The sequence below is a fragment of the Bacillus stratosphericus genome, from assembly GCF_020524495.1.
Classification (GTDB): Bacteria; Bacillota; Bacilli; order Bacillales; family Bacillaceae; genus Bacillus; species Bacillus stratosphericus_B.
In genome coordinates this window covers 70,767-96,925 of sequence record NZ_JAIVLB010000001.1, presented here as the reverse complement: position 1 = coordinate 96,925, position 26,159 = coordinate 70,767, and the positions used below count along the sequence as shown (strand labels likewise).

General features: G+C 40.3%; 19 protein-coding genes and 3 pseudogenes. All 22 read left to right on the top strand.

The window, feature by feature from the left end; genetic code table 11:
* Positions 1-94 precede the first annotated feature (94 nt).
* Positions 95-2,464, top strand: coding sequence for an FtsK/SpoIIIE family DNA translocase (locus tag LC033_RS00545; protein ID WP_226566357.1), 2,370 nt, complete (start codon positions 95-97; stop codon positions 2,462-2,464).
* A 164-nt stretch (positions 2,465-2,628) separates the two neighbouring features.
* Positions 2,629-3,354: a GntR family transcriptional regulator gene (locus LC033_RS00540; protein ID WP_226566356.1), complete on the top strand. Its 726-nt coding sequence runs from the start codon at positions 2,629-2,631 to the stop codon at positions 3,352-3,354.
* A 100-nt stretch (positions 3,355-3,454) separates the two neighbouring features.
* On the top strand, positions 3,455-4,684 hold the full coding sequence (gene bcbE, locus LC033_RS00535) for a bacillibactin exporter BcbE (protein WP_226566439.1): 1,230 nt from the start codon (positions 3,455-3,457) through the stop codon (positions 4,682-4,684).
* A gap of 344 nt (positions 4,685-5,028) precedes the next feature.
* On the top strand, positions 5,029-6,309 hold the full coding sequence (gene yfmF / locus LC033_RS00530) for an EF-P 5-aminopentanol modification-associated protein YfmF (protein WP_226566355.1): 1,281 nt from the start codon (positions 5,029-5,031) through the stop codon (positions 6,307-6,309).
* Positions 6,306-7,598, top strand: coding sequence for an EF-P 5-aminopentanol modification-associated protein YfmH (gene yfmH / locus LC033_RS00525; RefSeq protein ID WP_226566354.1), 1,293 nt, complete (start codon positions 6,306-6,308; stop codon positions 7,596-7,598). The genes yfmF and yfmH overlap by 4 nt, the downstream gene beginning before the upstream one ends.
* A 146-nt stretch (positions 7,599-7,744) precedes the next feature.
* Positions 7,745-8,026 (top strand): annotated as a pseudogene (locus tag LC033_RS00520) (MarR family winged helix-turn-helix transcriptional regulator); the annotation flags it as partial.
* 140 nt (positions 8,027-8,166) lie between these two features.
* Positions 8,167-8,373: pseudogene (locus LC033_RS00515) on the top strand (hypothetical protein); the annotation flags it as partial.
* Positions 8,374-8,402: 29 nt separating this feature from the next.
* Entirely contained in the window at positions 8,403-9,131 is a 729-nt protein-coding gene (gene ymfI, locus LC033_RS00510) for an elongation factor P 5-aminopentanone reductase (protein ID WP_226566352.1), read from the top strand.
* Positions 9,132-9,203: 72 nt separating this feature from the next.
* Positions 9,204-9,461, top strand: a complete 258-nt coding sequence (locus LC033_RS00505; protein WP_226566351.1) for a DUF3243 domain-containing protein — start codon at positions 9,204-9,206, stop codon at positions 9,459-9,461.
* A gap of 131 nt (positions 9,462-9,592) precedes the next feature.
* The gene (locus LC033_RS00500; RefSeq protein ID WP_226566350.1) at positions 9,593-10,384 is read left to right on the top strand and encodes a DUF3388 domain-containing protein; all 792 of its coding nucleotides are present in this window, start codon (positions 9,593-9,595) and stop codon (positions 10,382-10,384) included.
* 23 nt (positions 10,385-10,407) lie between these two features.
* On the top strand, positions 10,408-11,307 hold the full coding sequence (locus LC033_RS00495; protein ID WP_226566349.1) for a helix-turn-helix domain-containing protein: 900 nt from the start codon (positions 10,408-10,410) through the stop codon (positions 11,305-11,307).
* Between the two features lie 73 nt (positions 11,308-11,380).
* Positions 11,381-11,962 carry a CDP-diacylglycerol--glycerol-3-phosphate 3-phosphatidyltransferase gene (gene pgsA / locus LC033_RS00490; protein ID WP_226566348.1) on the top strand — a complete coding sequence of 194 codons (582 nt, stop codon included), beginning with the start codon at positions 11,381-11,383 and terminating at the stop codon, positions 11,960-11,962.
* Between the two features lie 16 nt (positions 11,963-11,978).
* On the top strand, positions 11,979-13,229 hold the full coding sequence (locus tag LC033_RS00485) for a competence/damage-inducible protein A (protein WP_226566347.1): 1,251 nt from the start codon (positions 11,979-11,981) through the stop codon (positions 13,227-13,229).
* A 177-nt stretch (positions 13,230-13,406) separates the two neighbouring features.
* On the top strand, positions 13,407-14,450 hold the full coding sequence (gene recA / locus LC033_RS00480; protein ID WP_226566346.1) for a recombinase RecA: 1,044 nt from the start codon (positions 13,407-13,409) through the stop codon (positions 14,448-14,450).
* A gap of 300 nt (positions 14,451-14,750) precedes the next feature.
* Positions 14,751-16,313, top strand: a complete 1,563-nt coding sequence (rny, locus tag LC033_RS00475; protein WP_226566345.1) for a ribonuclease Y — start codon at positions 14,751-14,753, stop codon at positions 16,311-16,313.
* Positions 16,314-16,402: 89 nt separating this feature from the next.
* Complete coding sequence (gene ymdB / locus LC033_RS00470) at positions 16,403-17,197, top strand: 2',3'-cyclic-nucleotide 2'-phosphodiesterase (RefSeq protein WP_226566344.1); 795 nt, start codon at positions 16,403-16,405, stop codon at positions 17,195-17,197.
* A 202-nt stretch (positions 17,198-17,399) separates the two neighbouring features.
* Complete coding sequence (gene spoVS / locus LC033_RS00465; protein WP_003211281.1) at positions 17,400-17,660, top strand: stage V sporulation protein SpoVS; 261 nt, start codon at positions 17,400-17,402, stop codon at positions 17,658-17,660.
* 203 nt (positions 17,661-17,863) lie between these two features.
* Positions 17,864-20,909, top strand: a pseudogene (locus tag LC033_RS00460) (efflux RND transporter permease subunit).
* Positions 20,910-21,083: 174 nt separating this feature from the next.
* On the top strand, positions 21,084-22,148 hold the full coding sequence (gene tdh, locus LC033_RS00455) for an L-threonine 3-dehydrogenase (RefSeq protein WP_226566343.1): 1,065 nt from the start codon (positions 21,084-21,086) through the stop codon (positions 22,146-22,148).
* The gene (locus LC033_RS00450) at positions 22,145-23,326 is read left to right on the top strand and encodes a glycine C-acetyltransferase (RefSeq protein WP_226566342.1); all 1,182 of its coding nucleotides are present in this window, start codon (positions 22,145-22,147) and stop codon (positions 23,324-23,326) included. The genes tdh and LC033_RS00450 overlap by 4 nt, the downstream gene beginning before the upstream one ends.
* 105 nt (positions 23,327-23,431) lie before the next feature.
* A complete protein-coding gene (locus tag LC033_RS00445) occupies positions 23,432-24,541 on the top strand; it encodes an MrcB family domain-containing protein (protein ID WP_226566341.1) in 1,110 nt (369 codons plus the stop codon).
* A 90-nt stretch (positions 24,542-24,631) separates the two neighbouring features.
* Complete coding sequence (miaB, locus tag LC033_RS00440) at positions 24,632-26,158, top strand: tRNA (N6-isopentenyl adenosine(37)-C2)-methylthiotransferase MiaB (protein WP_226566340.1); 1,527 nt, start codon at positions 24,632-24,634, stop codon at positions 26,156-26,158.
* The last annotated feature ends 1 nt before the right edge of the window (position 26,159 follow it).

Sequence of the window (26,159 nt, the reverse complement as noted above, 5' to 3'; positions counted from 1 at the left end):
AGGGAAAACTTACAACAAGATGCAGCCAAAACCAGGCTGCTTTCTTTCTGATCTTTCGGTAGGTTATATTTTCTTTCGTAGTAAGGTGATGAGTATGGCTAAAAAGAGAAAACGTAAAACGAGAAAAAAACAAAATAAACAGCTAAAATTGAAATATGAATTAAATGGGTTAGTCTGTATTGCCATAGCGATCATTGCCATTTTACAGCTAGGTATTGTTGGACAAACCTTTGTCCATCTATTCCGATTCTTTGCAGGTGAATGGTTCATTCTCTGCCTTATCGGGTTATTTCTTTTTGGTATGACAATCTTTTGGAAAAAACAAATCCCTGATATGTTAACAAGAAGAAAAGTAGGTTTATACTGCATCATTGCTAGTATTTTGCTTTTGTCACATGTAAAGCTATTTCAGCACCTTTCAGCTGCAGGATTCATCGGCTCTCAAAGTGTGATAAGAAATACGTTTGAGCTTTTCTTGATGGACATGAAGGGTGAGACCGGTTCGCCTGATTTAGGAGGCGGAATGATTGGTGCCATAATATTTGCAGCCTCATATTTCTTGTTTGCACAAGCAGGCTCTCAAATTATGGCGATTGTTCTAATGTTGATTGGGATTGTTCTAATCACAAATCGGTCACTGCAAGAAATGGTCAAAAAAGTGATAGTCCCTATATCACAATTTATGATGAAGCAGTGGAAGGCGTTTGTACAAGATATGAAAGGGATCAGGCAGGCAAAAAAGAGCACCGCCTCCCAGAAAACAGGCGAAAAGAAAAAACGTTCACGCGTTCAAGAAGATGACGAAGATGATCATATCTTGATCGAGGAGGAAACACCTGTTGTTGAGAGCAGTCAGCCCATTATTTCAAGCTTTGCAGACAGAGATGATATTCTCACACCGCAGGTTCGTAAAGAGCAGGTAATAAAAGATTCTGAGGTTCTTCAAGAGACTGTGCAAAATGATTCATCTCCGAAATTGGCTGATGAATCAAAAGAAGCACCACCAATGACGTTTACTGAACTGGAGAATAAAAATTACGAATTGCCGTCTCTAGATATTTTAGCTGATCCACAGCATTCAGGTCAGCAAACAGATAAGAAAAATATTTACGAAAATGCAAGAAAGCTTGAAAAAACGTTTCAAAGCTTCGGCGTAAAGGCAAAAGTCACACAAGTTCATTTAGGGCCGGCCGTGACAAAATATGAAGTATATCCAGATGTCGGCGTTAAGGTAAGTAAGATTGTGAACTTAAGTGATGATCTAGCCCTTGCCCTAGCAGCAAAAGACATCCGAATTGAGGCTCCGATTCCTGGTAAATCGGCCATTGGGATTGAAGTTCCGAATGCAGAAATCGCCATGGTTTCGTTAAAAGAGGTCTTAGAATCGAAGCAAAACGACCGTCCAAATGCAAAGCTGCTCATTGGGCTTGGCCGAAATATTTCCGGTGAAGCCGTGCTTGCAGAATTGAATAAAATGCCGCATTTGCTTGTCGCAGGTTCGACTGGAAGTGGAAAAAGTGTATGTATCAATGGCATTATCACAAGTATTCTCATGAGAGCAAAGCCTCATGAAGTGAAGATGATGATGATTGACCCTAAAATGGTTGAGCTCAATGTCTATAACGGCATCCCGCATCTTTTGGCTCCAGTTGTAACGGATCCAAAGAAAGCCTCACAGGCACTCAAAAAAGTAGTCAGTGAAATGGAACGCCGCTATGAACTGTTTTCTCATACAGGTACAAGAAATATCGAAGGATACAATGATTACATTAAACGAATGAATCAATCAGAAGAGGCGAAACAGCCAGAGCTTCCTTATATTGTCGTCATTGTGGACGAGCTTGCAGATTTAATGATGGTTGCTTCCTCTGATGTAGAAGATTCTATTACAAGGCTCTCTCAAATGGCACGTGCTGCGGGTATTCATATAATTATCGCAACACAAAGACCTTCTGTCGATGTCATTACAGGGGTCATTAAAGCAAACATTCCATCCCGTATCGCCTTTAGTGTATCCTCACAAACTGATTCAAGGACGATCCTTGATATGGGAGGCGCAGAAAAACTGCTAGGCAGAGGAGATATGCTGTTTTTACCTGTCGGTGCAAACAAGCCGGTCCGTGTGCAGGGCGCATTTTTATCAGATGAAGAAGTGGAGCATGTCGTTGATCATGTCATCACACAGCAAAAAGCACAATATCAAGAAGAAATGATTCCAAGTGAAGAATCGCAGGGGCAGCTTGCGGCTGTGGAAGACGACTTATATAATGAAGCAGTTGAACTGATCATCGGCATGCAGACGGCTTCTGTCTCTATGCTTCAAAGGAGATTCCGCATCGGTTATACACGTGCGGCACGTCTGATTGACGCAATGGAAGAACGAGGCGTTGTAGGTCCATATGAAGGAAGTAAACCGAGAGAAGTCCTGCTCTCAAAAGAACAATATGACGAGCTCTCTTCATAATGAGAAGAGAGCTTTCCTGAAATGAAGTGAACGATATCATTATTATGTCAACAAGATGTCAGACTATTTATTTATTTGCAAAATCATGTTATAGTTATGTTCATCTTATTTCGGAATAGAGATTTCTCACCTTATCATTTGCATTGATTAGACGGAGGGAAAACATGTCGACCAAAACAGACAATCGCCATTTATATTTGAAAGTGATTGACCGTATTAAAGAAGATATTCAAACAGGCGTATATGCCGAAAAAGAAAAGCTGCCTTCAGAATTTGAGCTCTCAAAGCTTTTAGGTGTAAGCAGAGCGACATTGCGTGAAGCCCTTCGTATTTTAGAAGAAGAGAAGTACTTAATTAGAAGACATGGTGTTGGAACATTCGTCAATTCAAGACCGCTCTTTTCAACAGGCATTGAGCAGCTGACAAGTGTGACGAAAATGATTGAACAGGTGAATATGACGCCAGGTACCATCTTTTTGTCCTCACAAGAAGGAGAGCCAACAGAGAATGATGTCATCCGTTTTCAGTGTGATGAATCTGATGAGATTTTTTCAATGGAACGGGTTCGAACGGCAGATGGACAGCCAGTCGTCTATTGTTTAGATAAAATTCCGGTTAAGCATCTTCCCGCTTCTTTTACTCATGAAGAAGAGTCACTTTTTGAGCTGTTTGGAAGAGAACCACACAGCGGGATTAAATATGCAGTTGCAGACATCCAACCGATTGGCTATCACGATCACGTCTCATCCATACTAGAATGCGATCCCGAAACGGCGCTATTATTACTGAAACAAATGCACTATGATCAGGATGATCAGCCGGTCTTATACTCGCTCAACTACTTTAGAGCGGATAAATTTAGCTTTCATGTCATACGTAAACGTTCTTAAAGCAGTCACTTCTGAAGGCGGTTGCTTTTTGTTTGCCCATACATAATAACCGCTAAACTTGCCACACTAATACGTAACAGTATATAGAATTGGGTGAATGATGTTGGGCGAGAAAACAGTCAGTAAAAAAAATATTATTGCATTATCATCAGTGCCTCTAATCATGACACTGGGGAACTCGATGTTGATACCAGTATTGCCAGAGATAGAAAAGAAACTCTCGATCACTTCCTTTCAAGTCTCACTCATTATTACGGTATATTCCGTTGTGGCTATTTTATGTATTCCAATCGCTGGTTATTTATCTGACAGAATTGGGAGGAAAAAAGTGCTCCTGCCGTGCCTCTTAATTGCAGGACTTGGAGGGGCTGTAGCAGCTGTTGCCTCAACGATCATGAAAGAACCCTACATGTGGATTCTGTTTGGTAGGGTCCTTCAAGGGGTTGGCTCGGCTGGAGCAGCACCTGTTGTCCTGCCGTTTATAGGTGATTTGTATCATGATGATGAAGAGGTAAGTGCGGGGCTTGGAGCCATTGAAACCTCTAATACAGCTGGAAAGGTACTAAGCCCTATTATCGGAGCACTTCTTGCTTCTTGGTTTTGGTATGTGCCGTTTTGGTTTATACCATTCTTTTCAATCACAAGCTTTTTCATGGTGTTGTTCATGGTTGAGTCTGCCAAGAAAGAGGAAGTCTCGCCTACATTTAACGAATTTTTAAAATCGACAAAGACTATTTTCAAGCATGAGGGACGCTGGCTTTATGCCATTTTTGCCATTGGCGGTTTTATCATGTTTCTTCTTTTTGGTGTGCTCTTTTATTTATCCGATAATCTTGAGGCAGCTTATCAAATAAAAGGGGTCAAAAAAGGGTTGCTGCTGAGTATCCCGCTCCTTTTTTTGTCGATAAGTTCATACATTGCTGGGAAGACGATTGGAAAAGAGAAAGGGAAAATGAGAATTTTTTTAATCGTAGGCATGATACTTTTATCTATTACCTATCTTTTTTTATGGTGGAATCACAGTTTTTACTTATTATTTATATGCTTAAGCATTGGCGGAGTGGGGATCGGTATTGTCCTTCCTGCACTTGATGCACTGATCACAGAAGGAATTGAAAAAGAGCAGTGCGGAACCATTACGTCATTTTATAGCAGTATGCGGTTTATCGGTGTCGCTTTAGGGCCTCCAATATACGCATATCTTATGGATAAAGGGGACTCGATCGTTTTTATTCTCTCGACGATTTGCAGTCTCATTTCATTGTTTTTGGTGCTGTTTTTCATTCAGCCAGATGAAAAGGATGAAAGTGAACAACTGAAACCAGTTTAAGCAAAGAAAAAAGACGGTATTTTGCCATCTTTTTTCTATTGTATATGTGCTTATAACACGAAAGGACAATTGAATTCATAAGCTCATTTGACCTCCTGCTTAATCAAGTGCTATACGCTTTTGTCGTTTTACCGCTCTTTATACCGGTCATAATTCACATTTTTGGTAAATGGAATTGGTGGTCTTTTAGAATGAAATAACAACTGGTGCCTCTGCTAAAAGCAGAGGCGTTTTATTTCCTATCCTTTCCTCTGATGATATAATGACTATTAAATGGCTATTTTTACGTATATATCAGCTATGTTCTAATACATAATAAATATGACGAATAAAGGAGGTTTCTCATGACGTACTTACAAGAGAAGACATTCAATACATCTGGTCTTCATACTCATATTGTCAAAACAGAAAAATTTAAAACAGTCACGATCCTTTTTAAAATGCTTGCGCCTCTATCCAAAGATGACGTAACCATGCGTTCTCTTTTCCCGCATGTGCTGTTAAGAGGAACAGAAAACATGCCGAAAACAGGAGAATTGCGCACTTATTTTGATGAGCTCTATGGTGCAACAGTTTCGGCAGACATGGCGAAAAAAGGAGAGAATCACATCATCACTTTCCGCCTGGAAATGGCGAATGAAAAATATTTAAAGGATCAAACACCTTTATTAGAAAAAGGGGTTGCCTTACTATCTGATTTATTATTCCACCCTCATGTTGAAGATGGGGTGTTTAGTCATTTATATGTAGAGCAAGAAAAACGCACATTAAAACAGCGAATTCAGGCAGTTTATGATGACAAAATGCGTTATTCGAACTTAAGACTTCTACAGGAAATGTGTAAAGGTGAACCATATGCACTGCACGTCAATGGTGAAATGGAAGACCTCCAGGCGATCACAGCAAACACGCTCTTTGAAGCTTATGAGCATGCGCTTCAATCAAACCAGCTTGATCTCTATGTTGTCGGTGACGTTGATGAACAAGACATCAACCGAATGGTCTCGCAATATTTCAAAACAAGTGAAAGAGAGCCGGTGAAACAAAATGCTGAATCATTAAATGCACAAAACGATCCAAAAGAAGTCATTGATGAAGAAGACGTGAAACAAGGAAAGCTGAATATTGGCTTTCGCACACATACAGGGATTGCAGATGAAGATTATCCGGCACTGCATTTGTTTAATGGTATATTCGGTGGCTTCTCCCATTCAAAGCTATTCATCAATGTTCGGGAGAAAGCAAGTCTTGCATATTACGCTGTGTCTAGACTTGAGAGCTTTAAAGGCTTGATGATGGTCATGTCTGGTATTGAAGTAGCCAATTATCAGCAGGCAGTTGACATTATTAAAGAACAATTTGATGCGATGCAAAAAGGTGATTTTTCAGAAGAAGCCATTGAGCAAACAAAGGCTGTCGTTAAAAATCAGCTGCTGGAAACGATTGATACGTCTTATGGAACAGCGGAATACTTATACCAACATGCAGTCGTGCCAACAGAAGGGACTCTTGATTCCTTTTTAGATGCGTTAGACCGAGTGACAAAAGAGGACATTATCAAAGTGGGTCAGAAAATCAAGTGGGACACGACCTATCTTCTTAAAGGAACGGAGGGTGTTTCATGACGGTGAAAACAATTCAATTCGATCAGCTACATGAGACGGTGTATTACGAAAAAATGGAAAGCGGACTAGACGTCTATGTGCTGCCCAAGCAAGGGTTTAACAAAACATATGCGACCTTCACAACAAAGTATGGCTCTGTCGATAATGAATTTGTGCCGCTTGGCAAAGAAGACATGATCCGAGTGCCTGACGGAATTGCCCATTTCTTAGAGCATAAGCTGTTTGAAAAAGAAGATGGTGATGTTTTTCATACATTTAGTAAGCAAGGGGCAGCTGCAAACGCTTTTACAACGTTTACGAGAACGGCTTACTTATTTTCAAGTACCGCAAAAGTGGAACAAAACCTTGAAACACTCATTGATTTTGTGCAAGAGCCTTATTTTACTGAAAAAACGGTAGAAAAAGAAAAAGGCATCATTGGTCAAGAAATTAACATGTATGATGACAATCCCGACTGGCGTTTGTTCTTTGGACTTATAGAAAACCTCTATCAAAAGCATCCAGTTAGAATTGATATTGCTGGAACAGTAGAGAGCATTGCTCCTATTACAAAAGACCACTTGTATGAGTGTTATGAAACGTTCTATCACCCGAGCAATATGCTCCTTTTTGTTGTCGGTCCTGTTGATCCGAAGCAAATATTAGAGCAAGTAAGAGCAAATCAGGTGAAAAAACCATTTACAGACCAGCCTGAAATCAAAAGGAAAGAGATCAATGAGCCTGAAAGCGTTTATCGAAAAGAATACGAACTTAAAATGAATGTACAAGGCGCTAAATGTATGTTCGGTTTGAAGACAAAAAATCCGCACAAAAAAGGAAAAGAGCTTTTAAAGCATGAGCTTGGAATGAATCTCATTTTAGAGACATTGTTCGGCAAAAGCTCCTTACAATATGAACGGATGTATGAAAAAGGCTTGATTGATGAGACGTTTAATTACGATTATACGGAAGAAGGCGGTTTTGGCTTTACTTCGGTTGGCGGAGATACAAACGATCCTAACCAACTGGCAGAACAATTAAAAGAAATCCTTCTTCAAGCCAAGAGTCTCATCACAGAAGAAAAAATTGAGCTCGCTCGTAAGAAAAAAATCGGTAGCTTTTTAAAGGCCATGAACTCTCCAGAATACATTGCCAACCAATTCACTAGATATGCGTTCTTAGAAATGAGCTTATTTGATGTCTTACCAGTGTTAGAGCAAATCCAATTAACAGATATTTTGCACATATTAGAGGAAGAAATTGACGAAGAACGGATGTCTGTTTTCAAGGTCATCCCAAAAACAAAGTAAATCAAAAAGACAAACTTGATCAAAAGAGTTTGTCTTTTTGATGTTCAATTGAAAAAAGCGTTTTATTTGTGTAAATATTGATTGACAACTGTTTTGTGCACTAGTTAAACATCTAAACTAAAAGGAGCAGCGTATGTAATGTCAATAAAAGTGCTGTAACATCTATGACGAACCGTCTTTTTACGAAAAACTATATTGTCCGTGAGCACGATCAAGCCGATAGAAGAAATGTTCACCTGTACGTAACCCCAGAGGGGAAAGATGTGGTCAGCCAAGTGGAAAAACAGCTTCAGGATCTTGTTCGATCTTATTTTGAAAAGCTAGAAGAAAAGGAAATGGAATCATTTATTCAAACATATGAAAAGATTTATCAAGTGATCATCGAAGAGGATGCACAAAGTTCTAATGAGAGTAATCAGAAAGGGTAGATGGCTTATCACCATCCTTTGGATCGTACTAGCGGCAGTATTATTCATCACGGGACCTAAAAGTTACATATGACTCCAACAAAATCAAAGCATCTGTTTAAAGAAAAAGTGAATGACAAGCTAAAGAGTTTGAACCTGCCGAATCAATGAAGAATATGGGTGCCATGATTTTGGCGGGGACATTTGCAGCGATGCTGCCTTTAGGTGTGCTGCCGCTCTTACAGATTGCAACACTTGTCGTGACATGACTTTTACTGTATGCGCTCGTTGTGCTAACATTGTTCGTACCTGTTATGGTCAAATTGATCGGATCAGCAAACTGGTTCCCATTTATACGAAAAGAATAGGTATTCCATATAGAAAGTAGGAACAATGTATGAGTCGTTGGGCGCTGATTACTGGTGCCAGTGGCGGAATTGGGCGGGCGGCAGCCAAAAAGCTTGCCCAAGAAGGCTGCCATCTGATACTCCATTATCACCAAAATGAACAAGCAGCTATTCGTCTCTCCACTTATTTAGAAGAGACATATGAAATAGAGACGCACGTCGTTCAAGCGGATTTAGCCAAAACGAGCGGAGCAGCTGAGCTTGTCAGCCGTCTGCCGTTATGTCCAGATATTCTTGTTTTAAATAGTGGAAAGAGTCATGTCGGGTTAGTGACAGATACAAAAAAAGAAATTCTAGCCAGTATGGTGCAGCTGCATGTCACAAGTCCATATGAGCTAACCCAATCCATATTGCCTGGGATGATTCAAAAAAAGGCAGGTCATATTATTGCGGTTAGCTCGATATGGGGAGAAACTGGTGCATCGTGTGAAGTGCTGTACAGCATGGTCAAGGGTGCGCAAAATGCCTTCATTAAAGGACTCGCAAAGGAGCTTGCTCCAAGTGGAATTAGAGCAAATGCTGTCTCACCTGGTGCTGTTCATACTAATATGATGCAAAACTTCACACAAGAAAACTTGGCGATGCTGGAAGAAGAGATTCCGCTCGGCCGTCTTGCAACGCCAGAGGAGATTGCAGATGTCATTTGGTTTCTTGCATCAAAACAGTCAAGTTATATGACGGGGCAAATTTTATCCGTAAATGGCGGCTGGTACTGTTAAAAATGTGTATAATTCATCTCTCCATGACAAAAGCTATGGCTGTAATTCATCTTTTTGAATGGAGGAATGAACATGTCTGTACTTGAGAGCTGGGACCATTGGAAAAACTTTTTAGGTGACCGTTTAAATCATGCGCAGGATAAAGGTTTATCAGATGATACAATCAACAACCTTGCATATGAAATTGGTGGATATCTGGCTAACGAAGTTGCGGCAAAGAACGAGCAGGAAAGAGTACTTGCTGACCTTTGGAGCGTTGCATCAGAGGATGAGCAGCGTGCCATTGCAAATATGATGGTCAAGCTAGTTGAAAATAATAGCTCGCACTAAACAAAAAGAGGGGTCGTTTGTGCCTCTCTTTTTATTTTAACCGTTTCGCAACATTGTGCTTTCTAAAAATGTGAAAATGATTTATGATAAAGGAAGGTAAAAGTTTGCCACAATGAAGGGGGTCATATCATTTGGCCAAGCTCGAATGGTATTTTGAATATGAGATACAGGTGAACCGTCCTGGACTTTTAGGAGACATTTCTTCTTTAATGGGGATGCTTTCAATTAATATTGTGACAATTAATGGTGTTGATGTATCAAGACGCGGAATGCTTCTACGTTGTGACCACACAGATCAAGTTAAGCGACTTGAATCAATTTTAAATACAATGGAAACGATAAAAGTAACAAAATTAAGAAAACCAAAACTTCGTGACCGTTTAGCTGTTCGTCATGGAAGATATATACAGAGAGATGCTGATGACAAAAAGACGTTCCGTTTTGAAAGGGACGAGCTTGGTCTTCTTGTTGATTTTATGGCTGAACTATTTAAAAAAGAAGGACATAAATTGATTGGGATTCGCGGGATGCCACGTGTTGGAAAGACAGAATCAATTGTTGCTTCTAGTGTATGTGCAAGTAAGAGATGGCTGTTTGTTTCATCTACTCTTTTGAAACAGACCATTCGCAGTCAGCTAATTGCTGATGAATATAGCCCAGATAACGTTTTTATTATTGATGGGATTGTGTCGACAAGAAGAGGTTCAGAGAAGCACTTACAGCTTTTAAGAGAAATTATGAGATTGCCTGCAACAAAAGTGGTAGAGCATCCAGATATCTTTATTCAAAATTCAGAATATACAATGGATGATTTCGACTATATCATTGAACTACGTAATAGTTCAGATGAAGAAATTACATACGACCACGCTGAAGAACCGCAAGTGTTTGATCATTCTGGTTTTTCTGGCTTCGATTTTTAATATGGTAATGGTAGGTGTTTGTTTTGACTGAATTGGGAAAACGGCTCATTGAGGCCAGAGAGGAAAAAGGGATGTCGCTGGAGAACCTTCAGACGGCTACCAAAATCCAAAAGCGCTATTTGCTAGCAATCGAACAAGGAAACTATGATATTATTCCAGGTAAATTTTACGTCAGAGCGTTTATTAAACAATATGCCGAAGCCGTTGGACTGAATCCTGAACAATTGTTCCAAGAATTTCGTAAAGATGTACCAAGCACGTATAATGATGAAGTTTCTGATAAATTATCAAATATTAAGCCGCAAAGAGAGCTTCCAAAGTCTGCCTCAAAGGTGCTGGAGCTAATGCCAACAATATTAGTCATTGGAGGCATTCTTGTGGTGATCGCAATCATTTATGTGATCGTTCAAGCGGTCAATCATGATAGCGGACAGCAGAATAATCAGACGGCTCCTCAGCAGTCAGAATCAAAATACGAAGTGTCTGAGGATTCATCACTCGCAAAGGATCAAAAGAAAAAAGAAAAAGCTTCGTCAGATGATAAAGAAAAAACATCTAAAAAGGACGATTCATCAAAAGACGATGATGCTGTTTCTTTGAAGGCGACAAATACAGAAGGGTCCACGACAATGTATGAGGTGTCAGGTGCAGATGATATGGAGTTAACCATTTCTGCAACACAAGCTTCGTGGCTGCGCGTGAGAGACGAAGCTGGAAAAGTGCTGAAGATGGGTGAACTAAAAGATGGCGAATCGTTTCAAACAGACCTGTCTGAGCTTTCTCAAGTCGATATCCGTCTCGGGAATGCCACTGGAATTGATATCAAGGTCAATGACGAGACGCTTAAGTACGAATTAGACCCAAAGAACACCATGACACAAAACATTGTGATTGTGAATAAAGGAAAGGAAAAGTCATCTTAAGCAAGTAGATGACTTTTCTTTTGTTCCTACTATTATATACATAAATAAATGCTTTATTGGAGGATTGGATTTCATGTTTAACTTACCGAATAAAATTACTCTTTCTAGGATCGCCTTGATTCCTGTGTTTATGATTATTATGCTTGCCCCTTTAGACTGGGGTGTTGCACGCTTTGGTGACGTCAGCATCGAAGTCACTCACCTTGTCGGAGCGATCTTGTTTATTGTGGCTTCCACAACCGACTGGATTGATGGTTACTATGCACGTAAGCTCAACCAAGTGACGAATTTCGGTAAATTTTTAGATCCGCTTGCAGATAAATTGCTTGTTTCAGCTGCTTTAATTATACTTGTTCAATACAACCTCACACCGGCATGGATGGCGATTGTGATCATTAGCCGTGAATTTGCTGTAACAGGTCTAAGGCTTGTCTTAGCCGGAGGCGGTGAAGTGGTAGCGGCAAATATGCTTGGAAAAGTGAAGACGTGGGCGCAAATCATTGCGATTTCAGCACTTCTTTTGCATAACCTACCGTTTGAACTTGTATCATTCCCGTTCGGTGATCTTGCGATGTGGGTCGCGGTGTTCTTCACTGTTGTCTCAGGCTGGGATTACTTTGCGAAAAACTGGGAAGCCTTAAAGAATTCTAACTAAAAAGGACGTGTACGCTTTGAAGTCAGAGAGAAAAGCAGAAATTATTGCAGTCGGTTCCGAACTATTGCTAGGGCAAATTACGAATACGAATGCACAATTCATCAGCAAACAGCTAGCTGAAATTGGTGTGAATGTTTATTACCACACAGCAGTTGGTGACAATTCGGAGCGTTTAAAGCAGGCTATTCAAGTGGCGCAAGAAAGATCTAATTTTATTATATTCTCAGGCGGTCTCGGACCAACAAAAGATGATTTAACAAAAGAAACCATTGCCAATACGCTTGGCAAAGAGCTTGTGCTAAATGAAGAAGCGTTTGAATCGATTCAAGACTACTTTCAAAAGACAGGACGTGACATGTCTCCGAACAACCGCAAGCAGGCACTCGTTTTAGAGGGATCTGATGTGCTGGTGAACCGGTTCGGAATGGCACCAGGTATGTTTATTCAAGAAGAAGATACGTTTTATATTCTGCTTCCTGGTCCGCCAAGTGAACTACACCCGATGTTTGAAAATGAATTGAAGCCGCTGATTTCTGAGAAACTTGGCTTGAAGGAAAAAATTGTGTCTGTCGTTCTACGTTTCTTCGGGATAGGTGAATCACAGCTTGAAACAGATCTTGAAGATATAATTGATGCTCAGACCAATCCGACAATTGCACCGCTTGCAGCAGACGGTGAAGTATCGCTAAGGCTAACGGCCAAGCACGAGGTTGAACAGGAGACTGAACGTCTTTTAAAAGAAACAGAAGCACAAATTCTAGAGCGGGTAGGGGAATACTTCTACGGATATGGTGATACTTCTCTTGTCCGTGAAGCTTCCAAGGCCTTGCACGAACATGGGAAAACAGTGGCAGCATCTGAAAGCTTGACTGGCGGAATGTTTTCTGAATGGTTGACAGATCTCGAAGGGGCATCGTCGATTTTTAACGGAAGTGTGGTTTGTTACACAAATCAAGTCAAGCAGCAGGTGCTAGGCTGCCGCGAGGAAACGTTGTCTTCTCATGGTGCTGTCAGCAAAGAGTGCGCTTTAGAGCTCGCTGAAGGCGTTCGAAAGCTGACAGGAAGTGATATCGGTATTAGCTTTACTGGTGTGGCAGGACCTGCTACCCAAGAAGAACAGCTAGTCGGAAAAGTATTTATTGGGCTAGCCACAAAAGATCAGACAGACGTGTATGAATGGATGTTTACAGGCAGTCGATCAGGCATTCGAAAACGGGCTGTCAAATATGGTTTGCATCACCTGCTCAAATTATTAAAAGAGAGTTAATTTTGTTTTTTGTTAAGTTTACTCCTTTAGAAAAGAGCGTTTTTTCTAATAGAAACAGCTCTTTTTTTAAAATGATTTGCCAAGAAAAATCGAATATGTGTTCGTTTTTTTCTTGGCAAATGACGTGAAACAAGGTATAGTATAGATAGTGGAATTGATAAAGGAGGAAACAATAGAATGAGTGATCGTCAAGCAGCCTTAGATATGGCTCTTAAACAAATAGAAAAACAGTTTGGTAAAGGCTCTATTATGAAACTAGGAGAGCAAACAGATACACATATTTCAACAGTACCTAGTGGTTCGTTAGCACTTGATACTGCGCTTGGAATAGGTGGATATCCTCGCGGTCGTATTATTGAAGTGTATGGTCCAGAGAGTTCTGGTAAAACGACAGTGGCACTTCATGCAATTGCTGAGGTTCAGCAGCAGGGAGGACAAGCTGCATTTATCGATGCAGAGCATGCGCTAGATCCAGTTTACGCTCAAAAGCTAGGTGTTAACATTGATGAGTTGTTACTTTCTCAACCAGATACAGGAGAACAAGCACTTGAAATTGCAGAAGCTCTTGTCCGCAGTGGTGCAGTTGATATTGTTGTCATTGACTCAGTTGCTGCGCTTGTACCAAAAGCAGAGATTGAAGGAGACATGGGGGATTCACACGTTGGTCTTCAAGCACGTTTGATGTCTCAAGCACTACGTAAACTATCAGGTGCTATCAACAAATCGAAAACAATTGCCATCTTTATTAATCAAATTCGTGAAAAAGTAGGGGTCATGTTCGGTAACCCTGAAACAACGCCTGGTGGACGTGCACTGAAGTTCTATTCGTCTGTTCGCTTAGAAGTTCGCCGTGCTGAACAGCTGAAACAAGGCAATGACATTATGGGAAATAAAACGAGAATTAAAGTCGTGAAAAACAAAGTCGCACCGCCATTCCGTATTGCGGAAGTAGACATCATGTACGGTGAAGGGATCTCGAAAGAGGGAGAAATCATCGACCTTGGAAGCGAACTAGACATCGTGCAAAAAAGTGGTGCTTGGTATTCTTACCAGGAGGAACGTCTTGGACAAGGTCGCGAAAACGCGAAACAGTTCTTAAAGGAAAACAAGGATATCCTTCTCATGATTCAAGAACAAATCAGGGAGTACTATGGTTTGAATACAAACGGAGTGAAACAGACCGAAGAAGAAGGACAAGAAGAATTGGAGTTTAATGACTAAAAAGACGCTTAAAAGCGTCTTTTTTTTACAATTACATGACAGCTAGTGGGTCAAAAGTTCTGTCTTTGCTTGAAATAACAACTTACGCCTCAGTCTGACTAGCTTGACAAGTATTTCCGACACAATTACAATGGGAATGTATCACTTGTTTTTCTTAACATGATTGATAACTAATTTAAACTTGACAAGGGCAGTGAGGATCTCATTCCCTGTGAAGGCCCTGTATGTTGAGACACAAAACAATGTACATGCCGACACTTTATTTGTAAAACCAAGTTCATAGCAAGAGGAGGTGAAAATATGTCGCCTACGATGTTTACGATCATCTCCATTTTGCTGAGCCTAATCTGTTTAGTTGTTGGCTACTTTGTTCGAAAAACCATTGCAGAAGCAAAAATATCCGGTGCAAGAAACATGGCCGAACAAATTGTTGAGGATGCAAAGCGTGATGCGGAAGCATTGAAGAAAGAAGCGCTCTTGGAAGCGAAAGATGAAATTCATTCGTTTCGGTTAGAGGCGGAGCAAGAAGTTCGTGAAAGACGTAATGAGCTTCAAAGACAAGAAAACCGTTTACTTCAAAAAGAGGAAAATCTTGATCGAAAGGACGAATCTTTAGATAAACGGGAGTCCGTGTTGGAGAAGAGAGATCATTCTCTGAATGAACGACAACAACATATTGAAGAGATGGAAAGCAAAGTGGATGATATGATTCGTTTGCAGAAAGCCGAGTTGGAACGCATTTCTAGCCTAACTCGAGATGAAGCGAAACAAATCATTCTGGATCAAGTTGAAAATGAGCTTTCCCACGACATTGCAGTCATGACGAAAGAATCTGAAAACCGAGCGAAAGAAGAGGCTGATAAAAAGGCGAAAAACATTCTTTCACTTGCGTTACAGCGTTGCGCAGCTGATCATGTCGCTGAAACAACGGTATCTGTAGTCAATCTTCCAAATGATGAGATGAAAGGTCGTATTATCGGACGTGAAGGACGAAATATCCGTACGTTAGAAACGTTAACAGGTATTGACCTGATCATTGATGATACACCTGAAGCTGTAATTTTATCGGGCTTCGATCCGATTAGACGTGAAACAGCGAGGATAGCTCTCGATAAGCTAGTCCAGGATGGGCGCATTCATCCTGCACGAATTGAAGAAATGGTGGAAAAATCACGCCGTGAAGTCGATGACTACATCCGAGAGATGGGTGAACAAACGACATTTGAAGTCGGGGTTCATGGTCTGCATCCGGATCTCATCAAAATTCTCGGTCGCTTAAAATTCCGTACAAGTTATGGACAAAATGTCCTGAAGCATTCAATTGAGGTTGCGCATCTTGCAGGTCTCATGGCTTCAGAGCTTGGAGAAGATGCAAAGCTTGCAAAACGAGCTGGTCTTCTGCATGACATTGGAAAAGCCATTGATCACGAAGTAGAAGGAAGCCACGTAGAAATTGGCGTTGAGCTTGCGACGAAATATAAAGAGCATCCTGTTGTCATCAACAGTATTGCATCTCACCACGGTGACCAAGAACCGACATCTATTATTGCTGTTCTTGTTGCGGCAGCTGATGCATTATCTGCAGCACGCCCTGGTGCAAGAAGTGAGACGCTTGAAAATTACATTCGGAGACTTGAGAAATTAGAAGATATCTCTGAATCTTATGAAGGTGTTGAAAAATCGTTTGCGATACAGGCTGGACGTGAAGTACGTATTATGGTGAAGCCAGATTCAATTAATGATCTTGAAGCTCACCGTCTAGCAAGGGATATTCGTAAGCGAATTGAGGACGAGCTCGATTACCCTGGCCATATTAAGGTGACGGTCATTCGAGAAACTCGCGCAGTAGAGTATGCAAAATAGAGCGGTGCGCTTAGCGCCGCTTTATTTTTTTATGTAAATATGCAACACTGATAGGAAGATCAATTTATAAGAGAAAGGGTTCAAAACGAATGAAAATATTATTTGTTGGAGATATTGTCGGTTCACCTGGCAGAGATACGCTAAAAGAATATTTGCCAAAGCTTAAGAAAAAATATCAGCCACACTTTACAATTGTAAACGGAGAAAATGCTGCTCACGGGAAAGGGCTCAATCAGAAAATCTATCACGAGCTTTTGCAAGCAGGAGCTGACGTACTCACGATGGGGAACCATACATGGGATAAAAGAGATATTTTCGATTTCATTGATGACGCAGCCAATATTGTTCGTCCAGCCAACTTCCCGCAAGGTACTCCAGGAAAAGGACTCACCTTTATCAAAAAACAAGGAAAAGAATTGGCTGTCATCAACTTACAAGGACGCACATTTTTACCGCCAATTGACTGCCCATTTCAAAAAGTCGATGAACTAATCGCAGAAGCATCAAAACATACACCTTTTATTTTTATTGATTTTCATGGTGAAGCCACAAGTGAAAAGCAAGCAATGGGCTGGTATACGGATGGTCGTGCATCATGTGTCGTTGGAACGCATACACATGTTCAAACAGCAGATAACCGCGTGCTGCCAAAAGGAACTGCGTATATTTCAGATGTTGGGATGACCGGCCCTTATGATGGCATTTTAGGTGTTGACCGAGAAACCATCATTAAACGATTCAAAACGAGCCTTCCAGTACGGTTTGAAATTGCGGAAGGACGCACGACATTAAGTGCAGTAATCGTAGAAATTGACGAACAGTCGAAAAAAGCTGTCAAAATTGATCGAATTTTGATAAATGATGACCATATTTTCTTTGAATAAATGTTTACATATTTATTTCAGAAAAATATTAATCAGAAAGAAGGAATATGCACCCTCTATAGTGAATATAGTAAAAATGGTAGGTAGCCTGCTATTTTTGAAAAACATTTCGGGGATGGATTTTCAAAAAAATAGCAACATCTAACAAAGATTGTTCTAATGAACACTCACTTATCCATTGTAAATTTAAGGGGGAGCAAAAATGGAAATATTAAAAGTTTCAGCAAAGTCAAATCCGAATTCAGTAGCAGGAGCATTAGCCGGCGTATTACGTGAACGCGGTGCAGCGGAAATACAGGCGATAGGTGCTGGAGCGCTGAATCAGGCGGTCAAGGCTGTCGCTATTGCTAGAGGGTTTGTTGCACCAAGCGGAGTGGATTTGATATGCATTCCAGCCTTTACTGACATTCTTATCGATGGAGAAGAAAGAACGGCAATCAAACTGATTGTTGAGCCACGATAATTCTAATTTTATTATTTTCAACCTGTTTACATCATGTAAGCAGGTTGTTTTTGTTTACCGATATACATTTCTTATATAACATATTTCCTTCGCACATTAGATAAAAAACCACATATTAGAGCTTGCATTCTTTCACCATGATGATAAATTAAGATTAAGTTGAAAATAATTCATCTATAATGAATAATTAAGTAGGTGAAACAATGTTCGAATTTTTTTTAAAAAGAGGAAAGCTTGTTTTTATTTTATTTTTTATCGTTCTCATTGCCGGAAGCTATATATTTACACAGCTTCCTAAACGAGAACTGCCAGAATTCCAAGCGAATATCGTCACCATTTCCACCGTTTTTCCTGGTGCTGATGCAAAACAGGTGGAAAGTGATGTCACCAATAAGCTCGAATCGGCCATTTCTGACATCAATGGTGTAGAGAAAATGAGCTCTGTTTCTGCCATTGGTTTTTCAAATATTGTGATTGAAATTGATGATCAAGCAGATTTTCAAAAGGTTGCAAGTCAAATTAAGAATGAAACCACAAACGCCGCATCTTCCTTTCCTGACAGTGTGATGGAGCCAGATGTAAAGGATGAGTTTGGTAAGGTGCCGGTTGGTTCCTACATGATTGTGTCGAGTAAGTCATCTGATTTAGCAAAAAGTCAGGAATCGCTGCGTGCATTAAAAGAAATAGTAGAGGACATCAAAGGTGTTGATGGTGTCGTCATCAAAGGATTCAATGACAAACAAGCGATATTGAACTTAGATTCAAGTAAGCTGGAGGATGAAGGGTTAAATGTGACCGATGTCACGAACGCCATCACTCAGGAATTTGACACATCTCCACTAGGAGACATACAGGCAGATGGAGAGAAGGTCAAACTGTCCATCGATGCCTATGACCGCTTAGATCAAGTGAAAAAGATTGAGCTTTTCTCAAAAACGAATCGAGAGCCTGTGGCAATTAGTCAACTGGGAAGCTTAAAAGAAATAGAAAAAGAGAAAAGTGATATTGTTTCATATAACGGTAAACCAGCCTATTCGTTTACTGTCAATATTAAACCAGGTCTTGATATTCCTAAAATGTATGACAAAGTAAGTGATGTCATTGAAAAAGAGAAGCTGCTGCCAAATGGTGTGGATTGGGTAGACTACTATTCACAAAAAAGCGATGTTGATGCTATTTTTAACGATTTAATCAAAGAAGCCATCGTTGCAGTCATTGCTGTGATCATCGTCACCACACTTGGTCTAACCATTGGCGGCGCGTTTATCGTTTCACTAGCGATCCCATTATCGATCACCATTGGGACCATCCCGCTGCCCTTTTTACAAGTGGACCTTAATCAAATTTCGATCATTGGCTTTATTATTGCATTAGGAATACTTGTGGATGATGCCATTGTGGTCAACGATAATATTTTAAGGCAACTGAAAAAATACGAAAGTCCGCTTAAAGGAACGATGGCAGGGGTAAAAGAGGTCGCTGGGTCCATTTTAACATCAACACTTGCAGTTGTATTTGCCTTCTTACCACTTGTTTTCCTATCTGGAGCGAACGGTTCATTTATTCGAGCATTACCGTCAGTACTTGTGACGACTGTGCTTGCGTCTATGGTCATTTCATTGACACTTGTCCCAGTTTATCAATATACAGCGAACCGAAAAAGAAAGAACAAGACGATACAAAAGGAGCCAGGGTTTTTAGGTAAACCATTAAAAAGATTAGCAAATTTTTATGCAGATCGTGTGTTGACAAAAATCGTGAGGCGTCCGCTTCTGATTGGACTAACCGGTTTACTCGTTGCAACACTTGCCTTTTTACTCATCTTCGTCACACCATTTGAATTTTTCCCTGCGGCGAATAAGAAAGAGGTTGTCGTCACTGTCACATTTCCAAGTGAAACGACATTAGACAAAACAAATGAAACACTAGAAAAAATAGAACAAGAGATTAAACAGCAAAAAGGAATTGAAGAGACGGCTATTTTTGCAGGGGGTGGTGTGCCGAACTTGTTTAATGATAGCATCTCAAACGCAAGTGACCATACGGGGCAGGTTGTGGTCAGAGTGGACAATGATCAGATGACAAGTAAAGGACTGATCGATCGTATGACAGAGCCTTTACGAGAGAAATTCAAAGATGCTGATATCTTTATGAAAACCATTGTTCAAGGGCCGCCAACTGGAGCCCCTGTGACCGTTACCGTTGCGGGAGAACCATTTTCAAAGCTAGTTGATGTCAAAGAAAAGCTGACAAAAGAAATGAAAGAAAACGGAGCAAGCCTGATCACCGACGATGTCAACCAGCCAGTCAAAACCATCTCATACGAATTAAACCGTGATCGGATGGCAGAGGATGGACTCAGTACTCAGTTTGTAAGCAGACAGCTTGGTCTTGTAACAGAAGGAATTCCATTAGGTACCTTTAAACAAAGGAACAGGTGACATCGACCTAGTGGTCAAGCAGGATATGAGCAAACATCAAAATGGATTGAAGTTAAAAGAAATCAAAGTGCCTGTGAATACAAATGATGGCGGTATGCCATCACTAGAGCCACTTAGCCGATATGTGAAAGAAAAAGAAACAGAGCAGTACGAGAGTATTCCACATGAAAACGGTATTCCGACCATCACGTTAAAGGCGTATCCTGGTTCGTCAGATACGTTTAAGGGCGATATGAAAGAGGTCGTAAGTCAAGTCATAAAAAGTGATGATGCAAAGGATCTGACCATTTCTCAAGGTGGAGAAAATGAAGACCAGACACAATTCTTCATTGAAATTAGTCTCTTATTTGGATTTGTATTGCTTCTTATATATGTGACCATCGCTTTCCAATTTAATTCACTGATGTTGCCGCTTTTAGTACTAGGAACCGTTTACTTGGCGATTTCTGGTGCCGTTATTGGACTGTTTGTCACACAAACACCGTTCAGCTTCATGGCAACCATGGGAATTGTCTCATTAGCTGGTATCGTGGTCCGTAATGCGGTTGTCTTGTTCGAATTTATTGAGCAGCGGCGCAAGCTAGGACTCGATCAACGTACAGCCGTGATTGAAGCGGGAAGAGCAAGAATTAGACCGATCTTGTTAACGGCATTTACGGCCATGGTTGCCCTTATGCCTGTTGCATTAAGTAATGATCCACTTTTTAAACCGCTGGCGATCTGTATTGTATCGGGTGTCTTTTTCTCAACAATTCTGACACTTCTTATTGTGCCGGCTCTATATGTGGTCGTTTCAAAAAAATGCTGAGACCCAAAGCAAATCTCCTTCTATTCGGAGATTTGCTTTTTTTTAGAAAAATATTCAAAAAAATTATCTGGAGTGTTCATTTGTCTTTTTCAAGTGGACATAGGTATTTACGGTTAAAATGACACGTGGTAAAATCTGATTGGGAGAAGTTTTTTTACAAAGGGGTTGTACGTCATGTGTGGAACGATGAAAGCAATTGTAAAAAAAGAAAGCGCTTACGGAGCGCTACTGATGGAAATGCCGATTCCAGAAATCGATGATCATGAAGTGCTCATTCAGGTGAAAGCCACATCGATATGTGGAACAGATGTGCATATTTATAATTGGGATGATTGGGCAAAGGGAAGAGTCAAAGCACCGTACATTTTTGGACATGAATTTACAGGGGAAGTTGTCAAAGTTGGTAAACAAGTTTCACGTGCAAAAGTAGGGGATTTTGTATCGGCTGAGACGCATATTGTATGTAATCAGTGCTATATGTGTTTAACAGGGCAGCAGCATTTGTGCAGTGAAACGAAAATTTTAGGGGTAGACATTGATGGATGCTTTGCTGAATATGTCAAAGTACCTGAACAAAATGTGTGGCATAACCCAGCTCAAATGCCAGTAGAGCTTGCATCCATTCAAGAGCCGCTTGGAAATGCTGTTCATACAGTTCTGCACACACCTGTTTCAGGAAAGTCAGTGGCGATTTTTGGCTGCGGGCCAATCGGTTTAATGGCGATCGCAGTCGCGAAAGCCTCCGGGGCTGTTCAAGTATTTGCTGTTGATAAAAACGAATACAGGCTTGAGCTTGCCCGGAAAATGGGTGCAGACCATATCGTGGATATCGGAAAAGATGATCCTGTCGCGATGATTAAACAGCTCACGAGAATGGTAGGGGCAGACGTCATGTGTGAGATGTCAGGACACCCTGCCGCCATTAATCAATCACTCGAAGCTTGTGCAAATGGAGGGAAAGTCAATATACTAAGTTTGCCAGAGCGACCAGTGACCATTGACATTACGAATCAAATTGTTTTTAGGGGATTAACCGTTCAAGGGATAACGGGGAGAAAAATGTTTGAAACGTGGCGTCAAGTATCTGAGCTTTTAAGAACGAATACAATTGATGTACAGCCGGTTGTTACCCATACGCTGCCATTTGCAGATTTCACAAAGGGATTTGAACTCATGAGAAATGGTACATGTGGAAAGGTCGTACTTATGATGCCAACATATCAAAGGGGGAAGAAATGATGAAAGAATTTACGTATTTACAAGATGAATTAGAATCAATGAAGCAGCAAGGTATCCACCAAACGTTAAAAGAGATCGACTCAAAACAATCATCCACCGTCACGTTAAATGAACAATTCGTGATACAACTCTCCTCAAATAACTATTTAGGCCTAACCTCACATCCAAGGCTGATGAAAGCGGCAAAAGAGGCGATTGATGAATTCGGGGCTGGGACGGGATCCGTACGAACCATCGCTGGAACCATGACGATGCATGAACGGCTTGAAAAAAAGCTCGCTGCATTTAAAAAAACAGAGGCAGCCCTTGTGTTCCAATCAGGCTTTACGACCAACCAAGGGGTCTTATCAAGTATCCTCACAAAAGATGATATTGTCATTTCAGATGAGCTCAATCATGCCTCGATCATCGATGGCATTCGATTAACAAAGGCAGATAAAAAAGTATATGCCCATTCTAATATGGAAGAGCTTGAGAGAATTCTAAAAAAATCCATGAATTACCGCGTGCGTCTTATCGTGACAGATGGCGTGTTCTCGATGGATGGAGATATTGCGCCCCTTCCTGAAATTGTAAGGCTAGCAGAAGCATATGATGCATTTGTGATGGTTGACGATGCACATGCGTCAGGTGTACTTGGCGAAAATGGGCGCGGGACGGTCAACCATTTTAAACTTGACGGTAGAGTGCACATTCAGGTTGGGACACTTAGCAAGGCTGTCGGTGTGCTTGGCGGATACGTGGCTGGTTCTGCGGTTTTAATCGACTACTTAAAGCATAAAGCAAGACCGTTTTTATTCAGTACCTCACATCCACCGGCTGTGACAAGAGCGTGTGAAGAAGCCATTGAAGTGTTGTTAGACGAGCCAGAGCGAATTGATACACTTTGGGAAAACGCTGCCTATTTTAAAGAAAAGGTCACAGGTCTTGGATTTCAGGTTGCGCCAACAGAAACACCTATTATTCCAATGATGATTGGGGACGAGGCACTGACTTTCCGTTTTTCAAAGGCATTAATAGAGCGAGGTGTCTTTGCTCAGGGCATTGCCTTCCCAACTGTGGCGAAAGGAAAAGCGAGAATAAGAGCCATCATCACAGCAGAGCATACAAAAGAAGAACTAGACCGTGCACTGACGATCATCGAAGAAGAAGCGAAAAACCTGAACATACTTGATTGAGAGAGCGAGGGCTCTCTTTTTCTTTTGTACTATTCTTTCCATAATTCATCAAATCTACTGTTTTTTATGTATAATATATTTAAAAAAGATATGTTGAGGTAAGTGATGAAACAAATGTTATTCAATACCGATAATTTTTATGAGCAATTTCTAGATTATAAGAACAACACAAGAACAGATAAAAGTCACCCTTTTCACAACTTATTTAACAAAGAATTACCAAATAAAATTCGGCTAGAGTTGGAAAAACTTCATATGAGAAATATAAATAAAATAGATATTAAAGCATCTACAGGAAATGGACGGGTTGCAGAATGCTTTTGGATTGCATTTTTAGACAACCGATTGACGACGAATTCTACTTCCAAAAAAACATCTACACAAAAAGGAATCTATCTTGTTATTTTATTTGCTGAGAACGGCGAAGATTTTTATTTAACAATTGAAACTGGAACTGAAAATTTATCTTTATCTGAAATTAAGGAAGAGGCAGATATTTGGAGAACACGATTGAAGCCAGAATTGAAAGGTAATAAAAGATTAAAGGACTTTCAAATAGGTGATTTTTATTTGGGCAAATCAGTAAGACCTAGAAAATATGTAGCAAGTTCATTAGTCTATAAAAAGTATAATATTTTTAAATTTGACCATCATCGTTTCATACAGGATATCATTTCTTTAAACGATTTTTTTTATGATTTTATTTATGAAGTATATTTGGAGCAGGATTTTACACCAAAAGAGGAACATCGGAAAAAATTTAAAAGAATTATTCATAGAGACATTTATAAACAATTAAGAGAAGAAAGAGCAAAGCAAAATGAGGAGACAGGCAGGATAGCAGAGAAATTTGTTTATGACATGGAAGTAGAGCGATTATTAGCAGCTGGTCAGGAACAATTGGCGCAAGATGTCAATTGGGTGGCTGAAACAGAAGATGGCCACGGATTTGATATCAAATCTTATTATCCTGATGGAAAAGAAAAGCTAATAGAAGTAAAAGGGTCTAAACTCACTCGTCAAGACTTTCAATTTTTCTTGTCCGATCAAGAAAGAATGGTAGCAGAAGAGGAAAAAGAAGCGTATGTGATTTCTTTAGTTGAAAGTGTCGGTACACAAAATATGAAGATTGTTAAAGAAATACAAAACCCTTTTGGAAAAGACAACCTACTTCTAAAACCTACTCAATATTCATGTAGAATTCGGGTGGATTGAAAAGTGATATCACATATGAATTTATTTTCAATTTATAACAAAATAGTCTATACTGTAGGGTGGAGCTTGGTTTGAAAGGAGTACAAATTCATGAATGAAAAGAAGAGAAAAGTGAGCGGACAAGTAAGTTCATCGGACAAAAAATCCGAGAAGGACTACAGTCAATATTTTGAGGCTGTTTACATTCCGCCATCATTAAAAGATGCAAAAAAAAGGGGTAAAGAAGAAGTAGAATACAATCAATTTCAAATTGACGAGCGGTTTAAAGGGTTAGGGAACGGCCGCAAGTTTTATATCCGCACATATGGCTGCCAAATGAATGAGCATGATACAGAAGTGATGGCAGGTATTTTTATGGCGCTTGGTTATGAACCGACAAACTCGACCGAAGATGCGAATGTCATCCTATTAAACACTTGTGCCATTCGTGAGAATGCTGAAAATAAAGTGTTTGGAGAGCTTGGACATTTAAAAGCATTAAAGCGCGAAAAGCCAGATTTGATCTTAGGTGTCTGCGGATGTATGTCACAAGAAGAATCCGTCGTCAACCGTATTTTAAAAAAACATCCATTTGTTGACCTGATTTTTGGTACGCACAATATTCATCGTCTACCAGAGCTTTTATCTGAATGTTACCTTTCAAAAGAAATGGTCATCGAGGTTTGGTCGAAGGAAGGGGATGTCATTGAAAACCTTCCAAGAGCCCGTCAAGGCAAAATCAAAGGCTGGGTGAACATTATGTACGGCTGTGATAAGTTCTGTACATATTGTATCGTTCCTTACACGCGTGGTAAGGAAAGAAGCCGCCGACCAGACGAAATTATTCAAGAGGTAAGACGTTTAGCGGCAGAGGGATATAAGGAAATTACGCTTCTTGGTCAAAACGTGAATGCGTATGGTAAAGATTTTGAGGACATGGAATATGGTCTTGGCCATCTTATGGATGAGCTGCGTAAAATTGATATTCCGCGTATCCGCTTTACAACAAGTCATCCACGTGACTTTGATGACCACTTAATTGATGTCCTTGCCAAGGGCGGCAACCTGCTCGATCATATTCACTTGCCAGTTCAATCAGGGAGTTCTTCTGTGCTGAAACTGATGGCGAGAAAATATGACCGTGAGCGTTATCTTAATCTTGTGCGCAAAATCAAAAAAGCAATGCCAAATGCTTCCTTGACAACGGACATTATTGTTGGGTTCCCAAATGAAACAGATGAGCAGTTTGAAGAAACACTTTCCCTTTATCGTGAGGTTGAGTTTGATGCGGCTTATACGTTCATTTATTCTCCAAGGGAAGGAACACCAGCAGCAAAAATGAAAGATAATGTGCCGATGCATGTGAAAAAAGAACGATTGCAGCGCCTCAACGCACTCGTGAATGAAATTTCTGCGAAGAAAATGAAGGAATATGAAGGGCAGGCTGTCGAAGTATTAGTAGAGGGTGAGAGTAAAAACAACCCTGAGATCCTAGCCGGATATACAAGTAAAAGCAAGCTTGTGAATTTTAAAGCACCAAAAGAAGCGATTGGCAACATCGTCAAAGTGAAAATCACACAAGCGAAAACTTGGTCTCTTGACGGAGAAATGGTTGGAGAAGCTATCGAGGTGAATTAAA